This window comes from Bradyrhizobium sp. IAR9 (assembly GCF_013408065.1).
Lineage (GTDB): Bacteria > Pseudomonadota > Alphaproteobacteria > Rhizobiales > Xanthobacteraceae > Bradyrhizobium.
In genome coordinates this window covers 13789-37314 of record NZ_JACBZW010000026.1, presented here as the reverse complement: position 1 = coordinate 37314, position 23526 = coordinate 13789, and the positions used below count along the sequence as shown (strand labels likewise).

Genomic DNA, 23526 nt, shown 5'->3' with positions numbered 1-23526 from the left:
GATCAGCCTTTCGGTGCCGTCACTATGGGCGGGCTCGCGTCCGGCGTCTTCTTCGGCTTGAGGGTGCCGGCGTAGAATGAGACCAGCCAGATCAAGAGAACGGCGAGGAGGTAGACACCCCAGGCCTGCGGCGGGGTGGTGGCCCAGCGCAGGAGGCTTTTGAATGTGCGGGGCGGGCCAGCGTCCTCGGTCATGGCCCGCTTGTGCGCGAAACCTCGGGCATGGTCAATCCGGCCGCGGCTTGGTGCGGATCAGGAACAACGCCGCCAGCGCCGAGAGGCTGAGCGCGGACGAGACGATCAGCACCTTGGCGCCCATGAGGTCGATCAGCAGGCCGAAGGTCAGCGGCGCCACCGCCTGCGCCATGCGTGCCGGGGCGCCGATGATGCCGAGGCGATAGCCGAAATCCTTCGGGCCGAAGATCGACAGCGGCAGCGTGCCGCGCGCGATCGTCAGAATGCCGTTGCCCGAGCCGTGGAACAGCGCGAACGCGCTCGCCGCCGCGCCGCCGAAGATCGCCACGATCACCGCGCCGATCGGGTGGGTGAGGCAGGCAAGCCGGGTCGACCACAGCGGATGGAAGCGGCTGAGGAAGCCGGCTTCCAGGATGCGCGCGCCGACCTGGGCCGGGCCGATCAGCGCGCCGGCGGCGATCGCCTCGACCGGGGTTGCGCCTGTCGTCTCGAGGATGCGCGGGAAATGCGCGGCCATGGCGCCGGTGACGGTCCACACCGCCGCGAAGATGAAGGCGAGCAGGACCATGGTGCGGTCGAGCGGCAGATGCGGCTTCTCGGCCGCCGCCGCCTGCCTGGCGCCCTTGATCGTCGGCAGCATGAAGAAGTTGAGCGGCAGGCCGATCAGGATGTTGGCAGCGGCCCAGGCAAAGCAGGTCTCGCGCCAGCCGATATGGGACAGGCCCCAGGCCGTGAGCGGCCAGCCGACGGTGGAGGCGAAGCCCGCCATCAGCGTGATGCCGGTGATGGGCCTGCGCGCCTCGGTGCCGTAGATGCGCCCCAGCGCGGCGAAGGCGGCGTCGTAGAGCCCCATCGCCATGCCGATGCCGAGCACGAGCCAGGCGAACACCATCACCGGGACGGAATGTGCGAAGCCAAGCAGCGCGAGGCCGGCGGCAATGGTCAGGTTCGAAGCCGACAGCACCTGCCGGCCGCCGACGAGATCGATCTGACGGCCGATGCGCGGGCCGAGCATCGCCGAGATCACCAGCGAGGCCGAGAACGCGCCAAAGATCCAGTTGGAGGAGACGCCGAGGTCACGCGCCATGGGATCGGCGATTAGCGCCGGCAGATAATAGCTGGACGCCCAGGCCAGGGTCTGCGTGGTGCCGAGCGCCAGGATGATCGGAAGCTGGCGCTGGCTCATATTCCCGTATTTCTGGTCGGCAGTGACATCGGTTCCATTTGCAGCCGGCACGACAGCGCGTCAACCGCGCCTGTGGCATATTCGACCTGCTGCGGGCGGGAGCCTCGTTGCGCACGTTCGCGCGCGGCCTTTCGCCCGTCACGAATGCACGCCATAATGGCGCATGCAATTGACCTCGCGCCTTGCGCTGATGAACTGGCTGACCGGCCAGGGGCTCACGGGCCTTCCCGAAAACGAACTGCTCCGCGGCTTCTGCGAGCGCTGCCGCGCCGAGGGGCTGGAGCTGTCGCGTGCGCTGGTCGTGATCGACACGCTGCATCCGATCTATGAGGGCCGCGGCTTCCGCTGGAGCGATCGTCCCAGCAACGAGAGCGACGCGTTCGAATACCGCTCGACCGCCGAGGGCGACGCCGCCGCAAGCTGGCGCCGCTCGGTGTTCTTCCACATGCTGGAGCATGGCCACGACGAGATGGTGATCGATCTGGCCGACGCGCCGTCGATGGATTTCTCCCAGATCGGCGAGCTCGCCGAAAAAGGCCACAAGCACTATCTCGCCTTCGTGCATCGCTTCGGCGAGAACGGCGCGCTCGGCCTGATGGACTGCCTCTATTCCTGCTGGACCACGCGCCGCGACAGCGGCTTCTCCGGCGGCGAGCTCGAGGCGCTACGCGATCTCGTGCCGGTGCTGGGGCTCGCGATCAAATCGGCCCAGCAGGTCGACATCGCCCGCACGCTCGGGCGCGTCTATCTCGGCCGCGACGCCTCCGAGCAGGTGCTGCGCGGCCGCATCTCGCGCGGCGTCACCGAGCGCATCAACGCCGTGCTCTGGTACTCGGATCTGCGCGGCTCGACCGGAATCAGCGAGAGCATCGGCCCCGACGAGATCATCCCGTTCCTCAACGACTACGCGCAGGCCGTGATCGACGCGATCCACGAGGCCGGCGGCGACGTGCTCAAGCTGATCGGGGACGGCGTGCTCGCGATGTTCTGGGGTGAGGACATGGCGGATGCGCGGCGCGCTGCGCTCCGCGCCGAGCATCTGTTCCGCAAGAACGTCGCGGCGTTGAACAAGCGGCGCGAGGCCGACGGCCGTCCGACCACCTCGGCCTATATCGGCCTGCATGTCGGCGAGGTCTTCTATGGCAATATCGGCAGCGAGGACCGGCTCGACTTCACGGTGGTCGGGCCGACCGTCAACGAGGTCAGCCGCATCGCCTCGATGAGCCGCTCGGTCGACCGCGAGCTGTTGGCATCGGCGGAATTCTACAAGGGCCTGGATGCCGCCGGCCGGCGCTATCTGGTCTCCACCGGCCGCTACGCGCTGCGTGGCATCGGCCGTGCGCAGGATCTCTACACGCTCGATCCGGAGGTCGACGCCAGCGAGCCGGTGACGGGGAGCTACGAGCGGTATCTGGCGAATTAGCACCGCGCCGCGACTTCATCCCCCACCATGTCCGGCTGCCGATCCAGTGCCACCGCGGGCGACAGCCAGATCACCAGCGCCTGCGCGCCGAACACGGCCGCCGCGAGATAAAGGCAGGCTTCGGCGCTCCAGAGGCCGCCGACGACCGCGCCCAGCGCCGAGCCGAGCGGGCGCGCGCCGTAGCTCATGATGTTGATGGCGGAGACGCGGCCCAAGAGGCGCGGCGGCGTCACCGACTGGCGCAGCGTCGTGGTCGAGATCACCCAGAGGATCGGCCCGACGCCGAGCAGGAAGAAGCTCAACGCCGCGAGCCAGGGCGAGGGGACCAGCACCGTCAGCGCCATCACCACAGCTGCAACGAAGCCCGTCACCGGGCCGAGACCGACGACGGTGCCGAAAGCCACGCGCTGCATCACGCGCGTCGCGAACAGCGCGCCGATCACCATGCCGACGCCGTACATGGTCAGCACCGTGCCGACGCCGGCGGCGGTGAGGCCGAGATGGCGCACGGCATAGGGCACGAACACCGCGATCTGCAGGAACCAGCCGGTGTTGAAGATGAACTGGGTGATGAACACCGGCCGCAGCAGCGGATGATGGAATACGAAGGCCGCGCCTTCGCGGATATCCTGGAACGGATGTCGCCGCGGGGCGGGCGCGCGCGCCGGTTCGAAGATGCCCGAGAGCAGCACCACCGCAATCGCCGAGAGCGCCGCGGCGAAGCCGAACGCCGGGCTCGCGCCCCACCATCCCACCAGTGCGCCGCCGAGGGCGGGTCCGCTGGCGAAGGCGACGGTGCGCGCCAGCTCGATCCGGGCATTCGCCGCCGGCAGGAGGTCGGAGCTCACCAACGATGGCACCAGCGCCGGCGCGGCCACGCTGTAGACGACGGTGCCGCACACGGCTGCGAAGCCGAGCAGCGCCAGCAGCGGAAGATTGAGGGCGCCGAGCGCGAGCAGCAGCACGATTATCCCGAGGGCCACCGCCCGCAGCGCCTCGGCCCCGGCCATCAGGGAGCGACGCGAGATGCGGTCGGCGAGCAGGCCGGCCGGAATCGCGAACAGCACGAAGGGCAGGGTCAGTGCGGTCTGCAGCAGGCCGGTCTGGCCTTCCGCGACCCCGAGCGTGAGCACGGCGACGATGGGAGCTGCGGCCAGCGCGATCTGCTCGGCCGACTGCGCCGCGAGGTTGGACCAGGCGAGGCGGCCAAAGGTGTCGGGGAGGCGAGGCGGGTTTGACATGGCTCATTTCCTGCAAAGTCGGGTTGGCGCCAGTATCCGGCGCCAACGGCCGCCAAACCCACCCGCTTCCCGACACGGCGGCGAATAACGGCCAGAGCGGGAACCCATGCCGCTAGATGCAGTTGCAAATGAGTTGCAATAAGACTCGATTTCGGTATTCTCGCCGCATGGATGCCCGATCGCCTGATTTGAGTCCCGACGCCGCCGGCTGGCGCGCTGATGCGCCCGTCACCAAAAGTCTCGCCGAGGTCAACGCCACGGTCGCCATTCCGGCCGCGGGCCGCTGGTGGCGCCGGCTGCTCGCCTTTGTCGGCCCGGGCTATCTGGTCTCGGTCGGCTACATGGACCCCGGCAATTGGGCGACCGACCTCGCCGGTGGCTCCAAGTTTGGCTACACGCTGCTGTCGGTCATCCTGCTTTCGAATTTGATGGCGATCCTGCTGCAGTCGCTGGCGGCACGGCTCGGCATCGTCACCGACCGTGACCTCGCGCAGGCCTGCCGCGCCACCTATTCGCCCGGGGTGAATTTCCTGCTCTGGCTCGCCTGCGAGGCGGCGATCATCGCCTGCGATCTCGCCGAGGTCATCGGCACCGCGATCGCGCTGAAGCTGCTGTTCGGCATTCCCCTGATCGGCGGCGCGCTGCTCACGGCCCTCGATGCCTTCCTGCTGCTGCTGCTGATGAACCGCGGCTTCCGTTTCCTCGAGGCCTTCGTCATCGCGCTGCTGGCGGTGATCGCGGTCTGCTTCGCGGTCCAGATCGTGGCTGCGGCGCCGCCGGTGGCGGAGGTCCTGCACGGCTTCATGCCGAAGAGCGAGATCTTCACCAACCCTGAAATGCTCTACATCGCGATCGGGATCATCGGCGCGACGGTGATGCCGCATAATCTCTATTTGCATTCCTCGATCGTGCAGACGCGCGCCTATGAGCGCAACGACGCCGGCCGGCGCGAGGCCATCAAATGGGCGACGACGGACTCGACCATCGCCCTGATGCTGGCGCTGTTCATCAACGCCGCGATCCTGGTGGTCGCAGCCGCAACCTTCCACAAGAGCGGCCATTCCGACGTTGCCGAGATCGGCCAGGCCTTCGAGCTGCTCTCGCCGCTGCTCGGCCTCGGCATCGCCTCGACGCTGTTCGCGGTGGCGTTGCTCGCCTCCGGCCTGAACTCGACGGTGACGGCGACGCTCGCCGGCCAGATCGTGATGGAAGGCTTTCTCGACCTGCGCCTGCCGAGCTGGGCGCGCCGCCTGCTCACGCGCGGCATCGCCATCGTTCCCGTGATCGTGGTGACGGCGATCTATGGCGAGCGCGGCACCGCTGATCTGCTGGTGTTCAGCCAGGTGGTGCTGTCGATGCAGCTGCCCTTTGCGGTGATCCCGCTGGTCCGCTTCGTCTCCGACCGTCGCAAGATGGGGCAGTTCGCGATTCCGGGATATGTCGCGACGATCGCGTGGATCGTCGCGGGTGTCATCGTGATTTTGAACGTGAAGCTGCTGGTGGATACGCTGTTCGGGTGAGGGCGGCGGCTATCTATCCGGCTCGTTGAAGTGGGCCTTGCTCGGACGGCCCCCGATCAGGCAGCGAGCGTGACCTTCCCGAAAGCGAGCGTCTGCCCGGATAGATGTCTTGGCTGGCGAAGTTGCTTCCGATTTCGCGCGCAGGGGTTGCAAAACCTGGCGTCGGAACTCGATTTGGCAAACTGTCACTTTTCAATTTGCGCGGCGCGCGTATACTAGTTGCAATTGCTGACCGGGCGTACAATAATAACCCCTGTTTAGCATTGATTTGCTTCCGGCGGGATGATCGGCGGGTCCTGCGCCGGACCAAGAGCGACCACTGCAATTCTCCGGACTCATCTATCGGTTGTGCGCGAATAGAGTTGGCGCACGAAATTTTTGATTTGATCGTTTGGATTGATCGACAGCTTGTTTTTCTGCTGAGCGGGTTCACGCCCCGAAGGGGCGATGTTCAAGCCAGAACGCGTTGGTAATTTCGTACAAATCATTGATGAGTGTGTGCTGCCGTGACCAGGTGTCCCGCTTGTTCAGCCCGTATTTCCCGCGAGCATCGCTTCTGCTCTCAATGTGGTGCGAGTCTCAATCGTAACGCGGAGGAGCCGGGCGCCCCGGACCGCGATGCGCACGTCGTCCAGCTGCACCATCATCTTCCCGTTCGCTCGCAGATGTTGACTGAAAACAAGCAGGTCAGCGTGCTGTTCGTCGACGTCTGCAATTCGACCTCCCTTTTGCAGCATGTCGACCCCGAGGAAGCCCGCGCCTATCTCGGCAGGGCATTGGACCGGTTGGCTGACGCGGTCGAGACCTATGGCGGCACGGTGAGCCAGTTGCTCGGCGATGGCCTCGTCGCCTTGTTCGGCGCGCCCGTGGCGCAGGAAGACCACGCCCTGCGGGCGTGCCTTGCCGCTCTCAAGATGCAGAGAGCATCCATTCCAGCCCAAGATATCGGAGGCGTTGTCAGCCCGACGCTACGCATCGGTATCAATTCGGGCGAGGTGCTGGTCGGTATCGTCGGACAATACCGGTGGTCGCACTACGGCGCGGACGGAAAGACAATCCATCTCGCTTCGCGACTTGAGAAGATGGCGCCGCCCGGCGGCATCCTGATCAGCGCCGCGACGCAGCGGCTGGTCGCGCAGCAGATCGACACGCGTACGGCGGGCGTGCGGATCGTGCGCGGACTGGATGTTCCGATCGAAGTGCATGAAGTCGTGGTGGAGACCGAAAGTTCGGCGGCCGCGCCATTGACGCGGAAGCCGCGCTGGGCGCCTCTGATCGGACGCAAAGACACCTTGAGGATCCTGGAAGGGACCCTGGAGACCGTTCAAAAGTCCGGAATGCGGACCATCGGGTTGTGTGGCGATGCCGGGATCGGCAAGTCGCGCCTGATCGTCGACTGGATGGACAGCCTCGCGCAAGAGGGCGTGGACGTCTGCTTTTCGCAGGCGAGAGGGTATGCGAGCACGCGGGCCTACAGCACCGCCACCGATCTGACCGCAAGTTTGGTCGGGCTTGCGCAAACCAGCGCGGCAGACATTCGGCATTCCGCCAAGCAGGCGTTGATTGCGAAATGGCCCGATGACGGCGCCGAGCATCTGGCGGCGGTCAATGATCTCTTGGGACTTGCGGCGCCGGATGAGGCCTGGCTGGCGCTGAACCCGGCGCAACGACGGCGCCGGATCGGCGAGGCGTTGCTCTGGCTCGTGCGCAGACGCGTGCGGTCCGGCGCTTTCCTGCTCGTGCTCGAGGACGTCTTCCTGGCCGACCGCGAGAGCCGGCGGCTGTTCGAGGGCCTGCTTCCAAAACTTCAGGCGCTGCCGGTCCTGATTTGCGTCACCTATCGCCCGGATTTCGACCATCAATGGCGTCGGGCGTCCTGGTTTTCCGAGCGCGTGATCGAGCCGCTGGGCGACGGAGAAATGCTCCAGCTCGCGCGCGCCTGTCTCGGCGATGATCCGTCCGTGCTTGGCGTCATGACCGAACTGGTCGCGCGTGCCGACGGCAATCCCTTCTTCCTGGAGCAACTGGTTTTCACGCTGATCGATGACGGGTCGCTGGAAGGCACCCCCGGCGCCTACCGTTTGCAGAGGCCTCTCGGAGAGCTGCGGGTGCCGGGCTCCATCGCGGCGGTGATCGGGGCGCGGGTCGACAGGCTGCCCGAAGCCGCAAAGTCGGCGCTAGAGGCTGCGGCCATCCTTGGTGATCCCATCACGCGCGATCTGGTTGCCGCGATGCAGGCCGTGGACCTCGATCGCGCCGAAGAATTGTTAGGCCTTTGTGTCGCATCCGGATTGCTGACGAGTCCGGACCAGGCGAGGGGCTCGCACGGATCGCACGCCTTCGCGTTCCGCCATGCCTTGGTCCGTGACGTCGTGCTCGGGGTGCTCACGCGCGCCAGGCTCAAGGCGCTGCATCGCCAAGCCTTCCTGGCGCTGCACGCCCAGCCCGGGGCCGCCGATGTCGATGCCGCGCCGGCACTGGCGCATCATGCCTTCGGGGGCGAGGAATGGGAGCAGGCGGCAAGATTCGCCGTCAAGTCGATGGCGCGTGCCATCTCGCGCTCGGCCAATCGGGAGGCCGTCCAATTGCTGGAGAAGGGCATCCAGGCGGCACGGCGCGTCGAGGGCGCGACGACCGCCCAGACCCTGGAGCTCGCGCTCCGGCTGGAGGCCATTGGCGCAATGCTGGCTCTCGGGCAGATCGACGAGATCTTCGACAACATGGAGCGGGCTGAAGCCATCGCCGTGCAACTGAACGATCAGCGTGCACGAGCGGCGGTTTCGACCGAGACGGCAGTGTTTCTGTGGATGCGCGGACGTTTCGAGCAAGGTCTGGGCTACGCTTCGCAGGGACTGGAAGCGGCTCGCCTCGCACAGCGTCGTCACATGATGATGGCGGCGCATCAGACCCGCCTCATGCATCTGCATGCGCTCGGGCGTTACGCGGACGCGGCGGCCGAGGGCCGGATCCTGCTGTCGGACTACGAACCGGAATTGTCGGCGCATTATGTCCAGCCGGGCTGGGCGGCGATTCCGATCATCAACCTGTACGCATTTCATGCCAGCACGCTGTGGCGCCTCGGGGATGGCGGCGCGGCGGACGATTTCTTCGCCAAGAGCTATGAGATTCTATCCAACATCGATCACCCATATTCCCGTCTGTTGATCGACACGGTCCAATCGCAGATCTGGGTCGAACGCGAGGAGCTCGACCGTGCCGAGTCCCTGATGCGCACGGGTGTGCAGCAATGCATGACGCACAACGTGCCGACCATGCTGTCCGTCTGCACCGGCGTTCTCGGCAGCGCGCTGGCGCGCAATGGCAAGGCCGCCGAAGCGGTGCCCATGCTGGAGAAGGGGTTCGCCGATCGCATCTACGAGGCGGCCGGCCCCTATGGCAGGACGTTCATGCGTGTGAGCCTGGGTGTCGCCTATCGCAAGCTCGGACGACTGGACGATGCGATCGCCGTCGGACGCAAGGCGGTCGAGCAGGCCGCCGAGGAATACGGACACCAGACCGAAGCCCTGTACGAGCTCGCCGAAACGCTGCGGCAAGCCGGCGATCAGGCCGGGGCCGAAGCGCATTTCAAGCGAACCGCCGAGGCGGCGGAGCGTCTGGGCATGCCTCACTACCGGATGCGGGCCGCCGCGGCGCTCGCAGATTGGCGGAAGGACGGGTACGCAGCATGAAAATCTCAGCTGGCACTCCTGATGCAATGCCGCCGGGGCTCCGCAGCCTCTCCTATGGGATCTTCTGTTGGGCCAATCGCCGTCCGAGGGCGTTGCGAGCCGTCGGTGCCCTGTTTCGGCTTTGGCCGTTTGCGGGCGGCTGGTTCGGCATGGCGGCGCGCGCCAGTGCGGTCAAGGGTGTCCTGACCAGGCCGCAGAGTTTCTCGAACTCTGCCCATGCGGCCAATCTGGCCGCCGGCGATTACCTGATTGGCATGGATCCGGGCCCTACCTACCACGACGACCGGCGTCTGCTCGATGCCCGGTTGGCTTTGCTGGCTGCGAGCTTGCCGGCCGCGGCCGATCAGGAGGTTCAGCGACGCGTCGAGCAGCTTGGGCAACTCGGCACGAACAAGTCGTTCGACCTCATTGACGACTACCTGATGTGGATCGTGTTTCGAGCGATGGATCCGCTGTTCGGGGCGGCAACGGGCAAGGTGGTCGCGGGCGCGCATGGCAATTTCAACGACCCCGGGCTGCAACGGCAATATCTCCTGGAAATCAGATATGTCGCAGGCCAGCTCCTTGCCGGAAGCACTGCGACGCTGAGGGTCCAGCGTCGGGCAGAACTTTGCTCGGATGCGTTGCGGGCACGTATCGCCGCCGTGAGCCGCGACATCGAACAGGCTTGGGGTGTCCAGAGCACTGCCAGCGAGATCACGCGGAATGCCGCCGGTCTTGCCTGGATTTCGCATCCGGTCACGGTGCAGTCGGGGGCACTGGCCGTGCAGGAGTTGCTCGGGCGTTCCGGGGTTCACCGGGCCTTGCGGGCGGAAGCCGAGCGGCTCGGGCCGGCCCGCGTTTGGCAAGACGCCAAGTTCCGCGATCTGGTGCGCGAGCACGTGCTCGAGCTGATGCGCTTTCGGCCCATCTTTCCGCTGCTCGCGCGCGACGTGCCGCGCGATACGGAATTCGAGACCGGGGCGCGGCACAACGCGCCGTGCTCCGCTGGTGGCAAGATGGCGATCTGGTCGATTGCCGCCCTGTTCGATTCCAGGGTGGTCAAGAAGAGCCGTCAGTTCTGTCCCGCCCGCAATTGGGGGCCGCATCAGGATTTGCGCTGGCTGATGTTCGGGTACGGCACCCGCCAATGTCCTGCCAAGGATTACGCGGTCGAAATCCTGACCAGCGCGCTGATCGGTCTGCTGATCCTGCCCGAGCTGCGACTGACGCGGGGCGAGGGCAAGGCCATCGCCTATGACGGCCCATTGATGTCTCGCATGCGCGTGAACTTCGTCTGACGGATCGTGGAAGGACAGTCCATGCTCAAAATGGTCCGGCAGCAGATGATCTGCATCATTGCGCCAGGCTGGCGCGGCGCGGTGGATTTTTCCGACTCGGGAGACATGCAGTCCGCGCTGAATGCACTGTTTGACGATGTTGCGGTCATTCAGTTCGCGTCCATCGCACTGTTGCCGGCGCGCACGGACGCAGAGGACCAGGCGCCGCTGCTGATGCTCGAGCTTGCCGTCGAGGAAGGCATCGATCCCAAGGACATGCTGTACCGGCTGGTCCATCATCCCAGCGGCGCGATGTGGTCGCTCTTCAGCTCTTACTGGCCCGGCGGCGGGCCTGCGCTGGTGAGCGCGCGCAACGGACAATTGTTCGACAAGCTGATCGGGTGGCTCAGTCTCGCCGATGGCGGTTTCGTCGGTCCTCGCGACCGAACGGCCCGCCAGATCAGGAAGGAGCACGACCTCCTGATATGGACCCGGGACGAGGGACGCAAGTTGAGAGCCATGTACGGCGATGACCGTGCATCGTTCGCGCTTGCGCTGGCGCAGCGGGCATTCCAGGACCCGCGCTTCGACTGGGCGATGCAGCCTGCACCGCGGTCCTATTGGCGCGGGAAGGGTGCGAGCATCTCGGCAAAGGTAGGCTATGGGCTCGTTGTTTTCGGCTTGTGGCTGGCCTTGGTCTGGCTCGTGGGTGCGCTGCCGAAAGGATTGTTCGGCGCGATCACCTGGTTCGTCGGCGCATCCTGGCCCGACGTGCAGTCCGTGGTGGACGTCATCAGCAGTGTGAGCATGTGGATCGTGTGGGCGAGCGTCAGGGCGCTTCTCGCGTTTGTCGCGCTGCTGTTCCTGGGGTGGCTGCTCCTGGTCGCGCTGCCGGCCCTGTTCGCGCCCTGGCGGCGATGGGTGGACAGCGTCCGCCGCGAACTCGAACGGCCGACCGAGACGTGGTCGTCATTCTCCACCCGTGTGGTCGGCTGGATCGTGGTCGTGCCGTTGCTCGTTGCCATTTTGGTGTGCGCGGTGGTCTTCGTCTTCTATCCCAAGCCGATCATGGAAGGGATCACGGCTTTTACTGCGCGGGTTCCGGGATGGGAGCTCGCCCTCTTCGGCGTGCTCGCGATCGTGGCGCTGCTCTGCATCGGGACCTTCTTCTCCTGGATCAATCGCCGGTTTGAGGCCTTGAGCAAGTGGTTCTTCCATCCCTACGAAGACGATGTTGCCCGGGCCCAGCAGGTTCATCCGTCAATCGACCAGTGCGAAGCGCTGTTGGCCAGTGGGACCGCGCACATGGTCAGCCTGACTGATATCCGCCGCCCGAACGGCTGGAGTGCCTGGTGGATCCGTGTGTCCCTGCGTGTCGTGACCTTCTTTGGGCGGGTATTCTTCACCGAGGGGCGGCTCGGTGATGCACCGGGTATCCATTTCGGCCATTGGCACATTATCGAGGGCGGCCGGCGCTTTCTATTCTGCTCGAACTATGACGGCAATTTCGGCGGTTACCTCGACGATTTCATCAACGGCGCGACGATCGGGACCACGTTGGCCTGGCGATGGACGACGCTGAGGCCGCGGGGATCGGCGGCGGTCGGGCAGCCGGACATCAAGGTGCCGCGCGATTTTCCGCCGACGCGTTTCGTGCTTTTTCGCGGTGTGAAGTGCGAGTTGAAATTCAAGTCCTACGCCCGCGACAGCATGCTTCCGCACATGTATCGCTTCGACGCGTGCAAAGCGACGATCGAGGAGATCGACCTCGCGACCGGGCTGCGTGATGCCCTGTTCGGCGAGCGCAACGACAGGAACGACGACTTCATCATGAGGGCGATCGAAACATGAAGGCTTCGCATCTCTCCGAACAGCTCGAGGACATTCAGGGAATGCTCGGAAGCGGCTTTGGCTGGTTGAAGACCAGCCGCTTCTGGCTGCTGACGATCAAGGCGGGCCGCGAGGACGATGCCCGGGCGTGGCTCGCAGGGCTCGTCGACAAGAAGCTGGTCGTCAGTGCCGCCGATGTCAGGAAATCGAGGACCCACCCCGTCGACGATGCCGTCGCGATCGCTTTCAGCTATTTGGGGCTGGCAAAGCTCGGATGCGACGAGACTGCTGCGCATCCGTTCCCGTCCCCGTTCAGCAGCGGCATGGGCTGCGACCTGCGCGCGTTGCTGTTGAGGGACAGCCCGCGAGAATGGCGCTGGTCCGATGTTGAAGGCGGTGCCGGCGACCCCGTGCATGTCCTGGTTGGCGAATGGAGAATGCGACGGAGCGCTGCCGAGATGGCGAGCGCGCCGGAGAAGTCAGCAGAACTGGATCCTGATCCCAGCGTGTTCGATGTCATCAAGATCGACAACGATCCCTGCGCCTTCCAGCAGAAGGCAGGCGACGAAGAAGAGAGATTGTACGAGTCCTTCGGGTTTCGCGATGGCCTCGCGCAGCCCGTGATCAGCGAGCTCAGGGAAGAGCGCGGCGCCGAGCGCAGGAAGATCAGGCGGGATGCCGGCATCCTGTACGAGGATCGCGTCGTCGCCCCGGGGGAATTCATTCTGGGCTATCGCAACGAATACGACGAGCTGACCTATTGCCCCAACGTCAAGCGATGGCCGGGCGATGCCACGTATACGAGCGGCCGCTTCGCGCTGAACGGAACCTATCTCGCGGTTCGCCAGATCGAGCAGGATGTCGACGCGTTCGCGAAATTTGAAGCGGTCTACGGCCAGGCCGTCTGCGAGAAGGTGATGGGCCGTCGAAAGAATGGAAAGCCATTGTCGTGGCAGGGCGATCCCGACGTTTCGATTTCGGATTCGAAAGCCGATGCATTTCGCTTTCGTGTCGACGACGCGAACGGCTTTGGCTGTCCGAAGGGAGCCCATATCCGCCGGGTCAATCCGAGGGATACGCTCGGCATCGACGTGCAATCGAGCATCAAGTCGGTCAAGCTGCACCGGCTGCTGCGCCGAGGTCGGCCCTATCGCGAGGAGGTTGCGAACGATAAGCCGCGCAAGGGCATCTTCTTCATCGCGTGCAACGCCGATCTCGAGCGGCAGTTCGAGTTCATCTACCAGCGCTGGTTGCGAAATCCCCGGTTCGTCTGCCTCAACGACCAGGACGACCCTCTCGTCGGCAAGCCCGCTGCCACCAGGAGCTTCTCCATGCCGGGATTGGCAAGCGGCGAGGAAGTGTCGCTGGCTGCTTTTACGCGGACGCTGGGGGGAGGCTATTTCTTCCTTCCCGGAATCTCTGCGCTCAAATTCATCCTCGGCCGCGAGGGCATTTCCAAAGCGGCCGGCCCGGAGGCAGTCGTAGCTCTGGCGCGTTGAAAGCCGGCGCGAGGTCGGAAGGGGCAACCGTGAGGGTTAATCCTGCGGCTCGGACGCCGCATCGCCCTGTGCATCGATGCGCAGCCAGCCCGAGGGCGCGAGGCGCTGCTGCGGCAGGAAGCGGGCCTTGTAGTCCATCTTCTTGGAGCCCTCGATCCAGTAGCCGAGATAGACGTAGGGCAACCCTTGCCGGCGGGCGCGGGCGATGTGGTCGAGGATCATGAAGGTGCCCATCGAGCGGCTGACCTGGCCCGGCTCGAAGAATGAATAGACCATCGACAGGCCGTCGCTGAGCACATCGGTGAGTGCGACCGCGATCAGCTCCTCGCCACGGCCGGTGATGCCGCTGTCGGGGCCGCGCTTGCGGTATTCGATGATGCGGGTCTCGACATGGCTGTCCTCGACCATCATGGCGTAGTCGAGCACGGTCATGTCGGCCATGCCGCCATGGCGGTGGCGGGCGTCGAGATAGGCACGGAACACCGAATATTGCTCGGAGGTCGGCACCGCGCTGCGCTGCTCGCCGATGATGTCCGCGTTGCGCGCCATCACCTTGCGGAAGTTGCGGGAGGGGCGGAACTCGTTGGCGATGACCCGGACCGAGACGCAGGCGCGGCACTGGTCGCAGGCCGGGCGGTAGGCGATCGACTGGCTGCGGCGGAAGCCGCCATGGGTCAGGAGGTCGTTGAGGTCACCGGCGCGCTCTCCCACGAGGTGCGTGAACACCTTGCGCTCATGCCGACCCGGCAGATACGGGCAGGGGGACGGCGCCGTAAGGTAAAATTGGGGGGTATCGCGCGAGTGCTGGGTCAAGGGACGTCGTGGGCCTCCAAAGTGAGTATCAGCATCGCGCTACGGAAGCCCCCGGTCAATTGGTCAGCTCGGCAGGTCAGGTCAGCAGTCACCTTAGTGGATCCCGGTTAGTAGGCGGTTGATCACCAGGTCCTTGCCGCCTGCGGCACCGGCGCGCGGACGGAATTGTTGATCACGACCGTTCCCAGCACGAAATCGTGCAGTAAGCGCCGGCGGCCGTTGAACAGGCCGAGCAGCACGACGAAAGGCGTCAGGAAGCAGACCGTCACATAGAACAGCACGGCATGGGTGGCGCCGAGCACGAAGTAACCGGGTGCGCCGTACCAGGTGCGTAGCTCCAGATCCATCACCCGCATGCCGATCGTCGCGGAGGAGGGGCCGCCAATGCAGGCGCCGTAATAGACGATCGCCCAGACCACGGAGGCCGGCCAGGCGATCCCGAACAGGAGAAAGCCAAAGCCGAGGGTGACCACGCCGAATACGAAGATGAAGACATAGCCGAGGATCACCGGCACTGAGACGATGACCATGTCGATCAGGAAGGCGAACGCTCGCCGCGTCGCGACACCGCGAAACAATTCCGGATGCAGGTCAGGGTCGTAGGCGTGCGGCTGCGCGCCGCCGTCATTGCGCCAGGCGCCCGAATTGCCCGAGTCGTACGACATGATCCGTCCTCCCAGAGGGAAACAGAAGGAAAACCCTCAAGGCAGGACATGGGAACAGGCTCTTCCCCTGCCAAGGGCGCAGGGACGTTAACAAGCCGAAATATTCCGGCGATTCGGGGGCGGATGGGGCGCGGCGCTCGCGCGCAGGACACCGGTGCCGGAAGGTGGGCAAAGGCGCGTAGCGCCGTGCCCACCATTGCCCGCTATCTTGCGCGATGGATGGATTGGTGGGCACGCTTCGCTTTGCCCACCCTACGGCACCTTATCCCTGCGCGCGCAGCTTCTCCGCCGCCTTCGGCGCAAAGTAGCTCAGCACGCCGTCGGCGCCGGCGCGCTTGAAGGCGAGCAGGCTTTCCATCATGGCGCGCTCGCCGTCGAGCCAGCCGTTGTTGGCGGCGGCTGCGATCATCGCGTATTCGCCCGAGACCTGGTAGGCGAAGGTCGGCATCGCAAACGTGTCCTTCACGCGGCGGACGACATCGAGATAGGGCATGCCGGGCTTCACCATCACCATGTCGGCGCCTTCGGTGATGTCGAGCTCGACCTCGCGCAGCGCCTCGTCGGTGTTGGCGCTGTCCATCTGATAGGTGCGCTTGTCGCCGGTCAGCGTCTTGGCCGAACCGATGGCGTCGCGGAACGGGCCGTAAAAGGCGGAGGCGTATTTCGCGGCATAGGCCATGATCTGCACGTCAAGCAGGCCGGTGCGGTCCAGGCCTTCGCGGATCGCGGCGACGCGGCCGTCCATCATGTCGGAGGGCGCGATGATGTCGCAGCCGGCTTCGGCCTGCACCAGCGCCTGACGCACCAGCACGGCGACCGTCTCGTCGTTGAGGATCCTGCCGTCCGAGATCAGGCCGTCATGGCCGTGGCTGGTGAAGGGGTCGAGCGCGACGTCGCAGAGGATGCCGATCTCCGGAAACTCCTTCTTGATCGCGCGCACCGCCTGGCAGACCAGATTGTTCGGGTTGGTCGCTTCGGAGCCTTCCTCGTCGCGCAAGGACGGCTCGGTGTAGGGAAACAGCGCAAGGCAGGGGATGGTGAGCTTCATGGCGCGCTCGGCCTCGCGCACGGCCTGGTCGACGCTGAGGCGCTCGACGCCGGGCATCGAGGCGACCTGCTCACGCTTGTTGGTGCCGTCGATCAGGAACAGCGGCCAGATCAGATCGTCGGTGGTGAGGACGTTCTCGCGCACCATCCGCCGGGCCCATTCGGCCTTGCGGTTGCGGCGCGGGCGGACGGTCAGATCGAGGGCATGGGGCACCGCCGCTCCCTCGCGGCGCGAAACCTCGCGCAATTCGATCGGACGTCCGTATTTGATCGCCATCACTCTTCCTCCGGCTGGAATTATTCTTATACCAGCTCGCATGGTTCCCGCCACCGCAGCTTGACCTGCCGCAAGGCAGAATTGAGCTGACCTTGGCAGTCGAGCTTGGGCGCCGATTGATTTTGCAGTCCGAAGCAGCCAGAAGGGGGCCATGTCCGAGATTTCCACCCGCGATGCGGCCCGTGACGGCAGCCCCAGGGACGCCGTCAGAGACAGCGCCAGAGACAGCGCGATGTCGGTGGCTGCGATCTCGTCGGAGCGCTCGGAGTCCGACGACAATGTCTGGACGCGCCGCCTCGTGCTGTTCCTGCGGGTGATGGCGCTGCTCTCGATCCTGAAGGGCCTCTATCACTGGGCGCAGGTGACGGGCTTCGTCGGCGGCGAGGACGAGGCGTTCGAGAACCAGTCGATGGCCTGGCAGGCCGCGACCGTCTATTTCGCGGTGATCGAACTCGTCGCCGCTGTCGGCCTGTGGCTGGCAACGCCGTGGGGCGCGGTGGTGTGGCTCACCACCGTGGTGTCGATGGCGGTGATCGAGCTGATGTTCCCGGGCATCTACGGCGGCAGCCTGATCGTCGTCGGCGTCGAAGCCTTCATGCTCGCCGCATATCTCGCGCTCGCCTGGATGGCCGCGCGCGAACGGCCGCCGTAGCGCGCGGACAACGCGCGCTCTCGTGCCCCGGACGCGACGCAGCGCGCCGCGCTTGCGGCGTGATGCGTTGCGTCCGGGGCCTATCTCTCCGCGATCTCATTTGTGGCCCTCTGGGTCCCGGATCTGCGCTTCGCTTGTCCGGGACACGAGAGTGGCGTTAGCGGAGTTGTGCCGGATTGGTTGACCGTTGGTTGCCTAAAATTTGCGGTAAGTTTTCGTTGACCAGCCGGTTCCGCCACAGCCGTTACGCGCCCGTTTCGAAACGGAGCGGGGCTGTTCTGGAATGCGACAGTTGCAGCGGACGGAGGGTGAACAGGACCTTGCGAAGGTCAACAGAGGCTTTCGAAAAGTGCTTGTGGCACAGGCTTAATCCGCAATTCACTGTCTTAAATTCATGATCTCTTTATTCTCTTATTTAAGCCGATCTTCAAACGAGCCCCTTAAGTTGCACCTATCAGACGGGACACAAGTTTCGTCGAATAAGTGTCGATAAAAACGACAACAGGGGAAGTGTCATGATGAAAGCCGTCGCAACTGCGGCAGATACCGCAGAGCGCGTCTCCGGCCAGCAGGGTTCGGTGCAGGCGCTCTATCTGGAAGCTTTGACTCTGGTGGAGCGGCTGCATCGCCGGCTCCTCGACGTGATCAAGGACGAATTCGATCGCCGCGGCCGCGCGGACATCAACTCGGTGCAGGCTCTCCTGCTCTACAACATCGGCGACAAGGAGCTGACCGCGGGCGAGCTGCGCACGCGCGGTTACTATCTCGGCTCCAACGTCTCCTACAATCTGAAGAAGCTCGTCGAGCTCGGCTTCCTCGACCATCAGCGCTCGCGCGTTGATCGCCGCTCGGTGCGCATTCGCCTGACCCCGCAGGGCCAGGAAGTCCGCCGCATCGTCGATGCGCTCTACCAGAAGCACGTCAAGACGGTGGAGCAGGTCGGCGGCATCTCGGGCGAGGAATTCTCGACCCTCAACAAGTCACTGCACCGCCTCGAGCGGTTCTGGACCGACCAGATCCTGTATCGGCTCTGAGTTTCCAAGGGATAAGGCCAAGCCGGCCCGCAACAAGACCGGCAAGCCGCCCGAACGTGCCTCAACTTCCCCAGCGCGCCGGCCCGGAGTTGCCCCGGACCGGTGCGTTTTGCATTTTGCACCTGCGAAGAAAATTTTGCGACCCGAGGAACCAGTTCCGGGCCTGGCGCTTATCTCCTTCGGATCGGAGAAAGGTCGATGCTGGTCGAGCGCGGGCTGCAGGCGATGAACGTGGAACTCGTGAGCGAGGCCTACGCCATTGCCGCGAACTACCTTCGCCGTTCCGGCGCGATCCCCGATACGCTCGTCACCGACGAACGCCTGCTCGGGATCATCATCAAGCTGCTCCAGAACGGGGAGTTCAACAAGATCCGGCTCGCCAACACGGCGATCGCCCGGTTCCAGGCGCAGGCCGAGGCCCGCGCGGTTGCCTGATCAACAGTCCCAAAATACCGACGAACCCAGAATATCGCACGAACCAGAGGGTGCCATGGAAGCCGCCATCGACCGCATCATGCAGACCTATGACCTGCTCGCCAACCGCACCGCCGCAGCCAGCGAGGAGGCGAGGGAGAAGGTCACGAACTATCTCAACATCCTGATGGAAGCGGGCGAGAAGGACACCCACCGATTGACGGTCTGCGGCCTGACGTATCTGCGCCAGCTCGACGGCAGCGTGGACCCGGTGAAGGCGGGGTATACCGGGCTGTGACAGGCAGCCGGCGGCTCCACGGATGAGGAGTTAGGGCCCAAAGCGGCCCCATTCGGGAGGGGGTGGACGGGCGGCTCCCCAGAGCCGGCCCAAGTGCCGAAAACCGCCACCCTCCACCATATCTTGCATAAATATCAGGCCCGACCCGCAAATGCTTGGCCTGTTGCGGGCGATGTGGTAGATCGCGCTCGCCGCTTCCGATCGCCACACCAGACCGCCCGTAGCCCGCCAAAAGGCTGCGGCGGTGGAGATATTCGCAAGATGACCGCACCCAAAACCGCCTCCGCGCCCGATTCGTTTTTCACCGCTCCGCTCGAGCAGGCCGACCCGGAAATCGCCGCCGCCATCAAGGGCGAGCTCGGCCGGCAGCGCCACGAGGTCGAGCTGATCGCCTCCGAGAACATCGTCAGCCGGGCCGTGCTGGAAGCGCAGGGTTCGGTCATGACCAACAAATACGCGGAAGGCTATCCGGGCGCGCGCTACTATGGCGGTTGTGAGTGGGTCGACGTCGCCGAGAACCTCGCGATCGACCGCGCCAAGAAGCTGTTCGGCGCCAAATTCGCCAACGTGCAGCCGAACTCCGGCAGCCAGATGAACCAGGCGGTGTTCCTGGCGCTGCTGCAGCCCGGCGACACCTTTATGGGTCTTGACCTCGCGGCGGGCGGCCATCTCACCCACGGCTCGCCCGTCAACATGAGCGGCAAGTGGTTCAAGGCCGCGCACTACACCGTGCGCCGCGAGGACCAGATCATCGACATGGATGCGGTTGCCAAGCAGGCCGAACAGGTCAAGCCGAAGCTGATCGTCGCCGGCGGCTCGGCCTATTCGCGCGCATGGGACTTCAAGCGCTTCCGCGAGATCGCGGACAGCGTCGGCGCGTACCTCCTGGTCGACATGGCGCACTTCGCGGGCCTCGTCGCCGGCGGCGTGCATGCCTCGCCGGTGCCGCACGCCCACATCACCACGACGACGACGCACAAATCGCTGCGCGGTCCGCGCGGCGGCCTGATGTTGTGGAATGACGAGACGCTGACCAAGAAGTTCAACTCGGCGATCTTCCCGGGGCTGCAGGGCGGCCCCCTGATGCACGTGATCGCGGCCAAGGCGGTCGCCTTCGGCGAGGCGCTGCGTCCGGACTTCAAGGTCTACGCCAAGAACGTCGTCGAGAACGCCAAGGCGCTGGCCGAGGCGATGAAGAGCCACGGCTTCGACATCGTCTCCGGCGGCACCGACAACCATCTGATGCTGGTCGATCTCAGGCCGAAGGGCCTGAAGGGCAACGCCTCGGAGAAGGCGCTGGTTCGCGCCGCCATCACCTGCAACAAGAACGGCATTCCGTTCGACCCCGAGTCGCCGTTTGTGACCTCCGGTATTCGTCTGGGCACGCCGGCGGCGACCACCCGCGGCTTCGGCGTCGCGGAATTCCAGCAGGTCGGCGGCATGATCGCCGAGGTCCTCAACGCGATCGCGCAGTCGGACGACGGCAAGGCGCCGCTGGTGGAAGCCGCGATCAAGGAACGCGTCAAGGCGCTCACCGATCGGTTCCCGATCTATCAGTAAGGCTGGGTCACGCGGATGCGCTGTCCGAACTGCAACAGTCTCGATACGCAGGTAAAGGACTCGCGTCCGACCGAGGACTCTTCCGTGATCCGCAGGCGGCGCGTGTGCGTCGCCTGCAATTTCCGCTTCACCACCTTCGAGCGCGTGCAATTGCGCGAGCTCACGGTGATCAAGCGCAACGGCCGCCGCGTGCCGTTCGACCGCGACAAGCTGATGCGCTCGGTGCAGATCTCTTTGCGCAAGCGGCAGGTCGAGCCGGAGCGGGTGGAGAAGATGGTCTCCACCATCGTGCGCGAGCTCGAGACCGGAGGCGAGGCCGAGATCTCCTCCGAGGTGATCGGCGAGACCGTGATGGAGCATCTGCGCACGCTCGACGACGTCGCCTATGTGCGCTTCGCCTCGGTCTACCGCAATTTCCGCGAGGCCAAGGATTTCGCCGACGTGCTCGGCGAGCTCTCCGGTGAGGAGGAAGCGCGGCTCGCCGCGATCCGCAAATGATCTTCCGCATCCTGGAGGATCAGTTCGCGCAGAAAGCCCGCGAGGCCAAGGACGCCGACCTTCGTTTCATGCAGCTGGCGCTGGCGCTGGGCCGGCGCGGGCAGGGACGCACCTGGCCCAACCCGGCCGTCGGCGCCGTCATCGTCAAGGACGGTGTCATCGTCGGCCGCGGCTGGACCCAGCCGGGCGGACGGCCGCATGGCGAGCCCGAGGCTTTGCAGCGGGCCGGCGAAGCCGCACGCGGCGCCACGCTCTACGTCACGCTCGAACCTTGCTCGCATTTCGGCAAGTCGCCGCCTTGCGCCGACGCGGTGATCGCGGCCGGCATCAAGCGGGTGGTGGCGGCGATCGAGGATCCCAATCCTGAGGTCGCGGGGCAGGGCCATGCGCGGCTGCGCGCCGCCGGCATCAATGTGGACGTGGGCCTGTGCGCGGCGGAAGCCGCCTTCGACCATGCCGGGCATTTCCGCCGCATCCGGGACAACCGTCCGCATGTGATCCTGAAGCTCGCGGTCTCGCCCGACGGCAAGATCGGCGCCGCCGGCGGCAAGCCGGTCGCGATCACGGGGGAGGGGGCGCGCAATCGCGTGCATCTCCTGCGCGCGCAGAGTGATGCCATCCTGGTCGGCATCGGCACGGTGCTGGCGGACGATCCGCTTCTCACCTGCCGGCTGCCGGGCATGGCGGCGCGCTCGCCGGTGCGCGTGGTGCTCGACCAGAGCCTGCGTATTCCCGGGGCGAGCAAGCTTGTGGCCTCCGCGCGCGAGACGCCGCTCTGGGTGATGGGCTGCGACCTTGCGGAAGCCGCAGCAGCAACACGTCTCGGCGCGACCGGCGCGCAAGTGATCCGCGTCCCGCCGGCAAGCGCCTCCGGGCTCGATTTGCCGGCCGTGCTGCAGGCGCTGGCCGGGAAGGGCATCACCCGCCTGATGGTCGAGGGCGGCAGCCGGGTGGCGTCCTCGTTCGTCGCCGCCGACCTCGTCGACGAGATCTGGCTGTTCCGCGGCGCGGAAGCGGTGGGCAGTGGCGGCGTCGATGCGCTCGATGCATTGCCCCTGTCGAAAATCACGCAGTCGCAGGCCTACAAGGTTCATGCTAGCGAAACATTCGACAAGGATACTCTCACCATCTACGAGCGCGCGTAATGTTCACCGGCATTGTCACCGATATCGGCGAGATCATCAGCTTCACGCCCGTGGCACAGGGCCAGCTGCACCGGCTGCGCATCGCCTGCCGCTACGATCAGACCACCATCGCCGACGGTGCCTCGATCGCCAGCAACGGCGTGTGCCTGACTGTGGTTGCGTCCGGCGTCGCAGGCGGCAAGGACTCCCAGCAAAGGACCTGGTATGACGTCGATGCTGCGGCGGAGACGCTGGCACTCACGACGGCCAAGCACTGGAAGGTCGGCACCAGGCTCAACCTCGAGCGCGCGCTCAAGATCGGTGACGAGCTCGGCGGGCATATCGTCGCCGGCCACGCCGACGGTATCGCGACCCTCGTCAGCCGCGAGGATCTGCCCGACATGGCGCGGTTCGAGCTCTCGACCACGCGGGAGCTGGCGCGGTTCATCGCGACCAAGGGCTCGATCACGCTCGACGGCGTCTCGCTCACGGTCAATACGGTCAAGGACGTGACTTTTTCGGTTCTGATCATCCCGCACACGCTCTCGGTCACGACGATCGGTGGCTGGAAGGCGGGGGACGAGGTCAATATCGAGGTCGACTTGATGGCCCGCTATGCGGCGCGGTTGACGGAAATGAAGTGACGGCAGAGCCGTCATTCCGGGATGGTCCGCAGGACCAGGCCCGGAATCTCGAGATTCCGGGTTCGATGCTTCGCATCGCCCCGGAATGACAGTGTCTTTAAAACTTGGCTTACGTGCCTGCGGCGACTACATAACGCGCCGACCCCAGTAAACGGATTGAGACGATGGCAGACGCGCGGCGCGCACCCCTGAAGGACCAGACTGACATTTCCGGCGCGCGCGCGCTGATTGTCGAGGCGCGGTTCTATGACGATCTCCAGGACGCGCTTCTGGACGGCGCGATCGCCGAGCTGAAGGCGGCGGGCCTGACCCACGACGTCATCACGGTTCCCGGCGCGCTGGAGATTCCGGCCGCGGTGGCCATCGCCATCGACGCGGCGGCGGCGAACGGCAAGCCGTATGACGCTGTGATCGCGCTCGGCTGCGTGATCCGCGGCGACACCATTCACTTCGAGATCGTGTCGCAGGAATCCTCGCGCGCGCTGATGGATCTTGCCGTGGCGCGAAAGCTGCCGCTCGGCAACGGCATCCTCACCGTCAATAATGAGGCGCAGGCCTGGGCGCGGGCGCGCGCCAGCGAGCTCAACAAGGGCGGCGATGCCGCGCGTGCGGCGCTTGCGATGCTGCGCATCAAACGCCGTATGGCGCGGGCCTGAGCC

21 protein-coding genes are annotated in these 23526 nt (G+C 65.4%); 15 read left to right on the top strand and 6 right to left on the bottom strand.

The annotated features are described in order from the left end of the window. Positions 1-2 precede the first annotated feature (2 nt). Together GGD67_RS38645 and GGD67_RS38640 are read right to left on the bottom strand one after the other, a co-directional pair. Positions 3-194, bottom strand: a complete 192-nt coding sequence (locus GGD67_RS38645) for a hypothetical protein (protein ID WP_179740203.1) — start codon at positions 192-194, stop codon at positions 3-5. Between the two features lie 31 nt (positions 195-225). Then, on the bottom strand, positions 226-1380 hold the full coding sequence (locus tag GGD67_RS38640; protein WP_018320028.1) for an MFS transporter: 1155 nt from the start codon (positions 1378-1380) through the stop codon (positions 226-228). A 163-nt stretch (positions 1381-1543) separates the two neighbouring features. Between GGD67_RS38640 and GGD67_RS38635 the strand changes: the two genes are divergently transcribed. Then, positions 1544-2803 (top strand): adenylate/guanylate cyclase domain-containing protein, encoded by a 1260-nt coding sequence (locus GGD67_RS38635; protein ID WP_179740201.1) that lies wholly within the window; start codon positions 1544-1546, stop codon positions 2801-2803. On the opposite strand, the gene GGD67_RS38630 is transcribed toward GGD67_RS38635, so the two are convergent. Continuing rightward, positions 2800-4044, bottom strand: a complete 1245-nt coding sequence (locus GGD67_RS38630) for an MFS transporter (RefSeq protein WP_179740199.1) — start codon at positions 4042-4044, stop codon at positions 2800-2802. The genes GGD67_RS38635 and GGD67_RS38630 overlap by 4 nt on opposite strands. 167 nt (positions 4045-4211) lie before the next feature. Here GGD67_RS38630 and GGD67_RS38625 point away from each other — a divergent pair, with 167 nt between their 5' ends. From GGD67_RS38625 to GGD67_RS38605, 5 genes are all read left to right on the top strand, one after another. Then, on the top strand, positions 4212-5564 hold the full coding sequence (locus GGD67_RS38625; RefSeq protein ID WP_179740197.1) for an Nramp family divalent metal transporter: 1353 nt from the start codon (positions 4212-4214) through the stop codon (positions 5562-5564). Positions 5565-6229: 665 nt separating this feature from the next. Next, positions 6230-9253, top strand: a complete 3024-nt coding sequence (locus GGD67_RS38620; protein ID WP_210286791.1) for an adenylate/guanylate cyclase domain-containing protein — start codon at positions 6230-6232, stop codon at positions 9251-9253. 149 nt (positions 9254-9402) lie between these two features. After that, complete coding sequence (locus GGD67_RS38615; protein ID WP_246784463.1) at positions 9403-10533, top strand: cytochrome P450; 1131 nt, start codon at positions 9403-9405, stop codon at positions 10531-10533. Between the two features lie 21 nt (positions 10534-10554). Further along, positions 10555-12363, top strand: a complete 1809-nt coding sequence (locus GGD67_RS38610) for a hypothetical protein (RefSeq protein WP_179740194.1) — start codon at positions 10555-10557, stop codon at positions 12361-12363. Continuing rightward, entirely contained in the window at positions 12360-13841 is a 1482-nt protein-coding gene (locus GGD67_RS38605) for a Dyp-type peroxidase domain-containing protein (RefSeq protein WP_179740192.1), read from the top strand. The genes GGD67_RS38610 and GGD67_RS38605 overlap by 4 nt, the downstream gene beginning before the upstream one ends. 36 nt (positions 13842-13877) lie before the next feature. Here GGD67_RS38605 and GGD67_RS38600 read toward each other — a convergent pair whose 3' ends face one another. From GGD67_RS38600 to hemB, 3 genes are all read right to left on the bottom strand, one after another. After that, positions 13878-14654, bottom strand: a complete 777-nt coding sequence (locus GGD67_RS38600) for an arginyltransferase (RefSeq protein WP_018320036.1) — start codon at positions 14652-14654, stop codon at positions 13878-13880. A 122-nt stretch (positions 14655-14776) separates the two neighbouring features. Next, positions 14777-15319: an RDD family protein gene (locus GGD67_RS38595; protein ID WP_179740190.1), complete on the bottom strand. Its 543-nt coding sequence runs from the start codon at positions 15317-15319 to the stop codon at positions 14777-14779. A 262-nt stretch (positions 15320-15581) separates the two neighbouring features. After that, the gene (gene hemB / locus GGD67_RS38590) at positions 15582-16643 is read right to left on the bottom strand and encodes a porphobilinogen synthase (protein WP_179740188.1); all 1062 of its coding nucleotides are present in this window, start codon (positions 16641-16643) and stop codon (positions 15582-15584) included. A 151-nt stretch (positions 16644-16794) separates the two neighbouring features. Between hemB and GGD67_RS38585 the strand changes: the two genes are divergently transcribed. The 9 genes from GGD67_RS38585 (at position 16795) to ribH (ending at position 23523) form a co-directional block, all read left to right on the top strand. After that, the gene (locus GGD67_RS38585) at positions 16795-17295 is read left to right on the top strand and encodes a DUF6163 family protein (protein WP_018320039.1); all 501 of its coding nucleotides are present in this window, start codon (positions 16795-16797) and stop codon (positions 17293-17295) included. Between the two features lie 515 nt (positions 17296-17810). Further along, the gene (gene ldtR / locus GGD67_RS38580) at positions 17811-18329 is read left to right on the top strand and encodes a transcriptional regulator LdtR (protein ID WP_179740186.1); all 519 of its coding nucleotides are present in this window, start codon (positions 17811-17813) and stop codon (positions 18327-18329) included. Between the two features lie 198 nt (positions 18330-18527). Further along, positions 18528-18764: a hypothetical protein gene (locus tag GGD67_RS38575; RefSeq protein WP_018320041.1), complete on the top strand. Its 237-nt coding sequence runs from the start codon at positions 18528-18530 to the stop codon at positions 18762-18764. A gap of 55 nt (positions 18765-18819) precedes the next feature. Then, entirely contained in the window at positions 18820-19041 is a 222-nt protein-coding gene (locus GGD67_RS38570) for a hypothetical protein (protein ID WP_018320042.1), read from the top strand. A 261-nt stretch (positions 19042-19302) separates the two neighbouring features. After that, complete coding sequence (glyA, locus tag GGD67_RS38565) at positions 19303-20601, top strand: serine hydroxymethyltransferase (protein ID WP_018320044.1); 1299 nt, start codon at positions 19303-19305, stop codon at positions 20599-20601. A gap of 15 nt (positions 20602-20616) precedes the next feature. After that, on the top strand, positions 20617-21099 hold the full coding sequence (nrdR, locus tag GGD67_RS38560; protein WP_011087793.1) for a transcriptional regulator NrdR: 483 nt from the start codon (positions 20617-20619) through the stop codon (positions 21097-21099). After that, positions 21096-22244: a bifunctional diaminohydroxyphosphoribosylaminopyrimidine deaminase/5-amino-6-(5-phosphoribosylamino)uracil reductase RibD gene (gene ribD / locus GGD67_RS38555; RefSeq protein ID WP_179740184.1), complete on the top strand. Its 1149-nt coding sequence runs from the start codon at positions 21096-21098 to the stop codon at positions 22242-22244. Before nrdR ends, ribD begins: the two co-directional genes overlap by 4 nt. Further along, a complete protein-coding gene (locus GGD67_RS38550; protein WP_018320046.1) occupies positions 22244-22867 on the top strand; it encodes a riboflavin synthase in 624 nt (207 codons plus the stop codon). The genes ribD and GGD67_RS38550 overlap by 1 nt, the downstream gene beginning before the upstream one ends. A 164-nt stretch (positions 22868-23031) precedes the next feature. Then, positions 23032-23523: a 6,7-dimethyl-8-ribityllumazine synthase gene (gene ribH, locus GGD67_RS38545; protein WP_092257480.1), complete on the top strand. Its 492-nt coding sequence runs from the start codon at positions 23032-23034 to the stop codon at positions 23521-23523. Positions 23524-23526 lie beyond the last annotated feature (3 nt).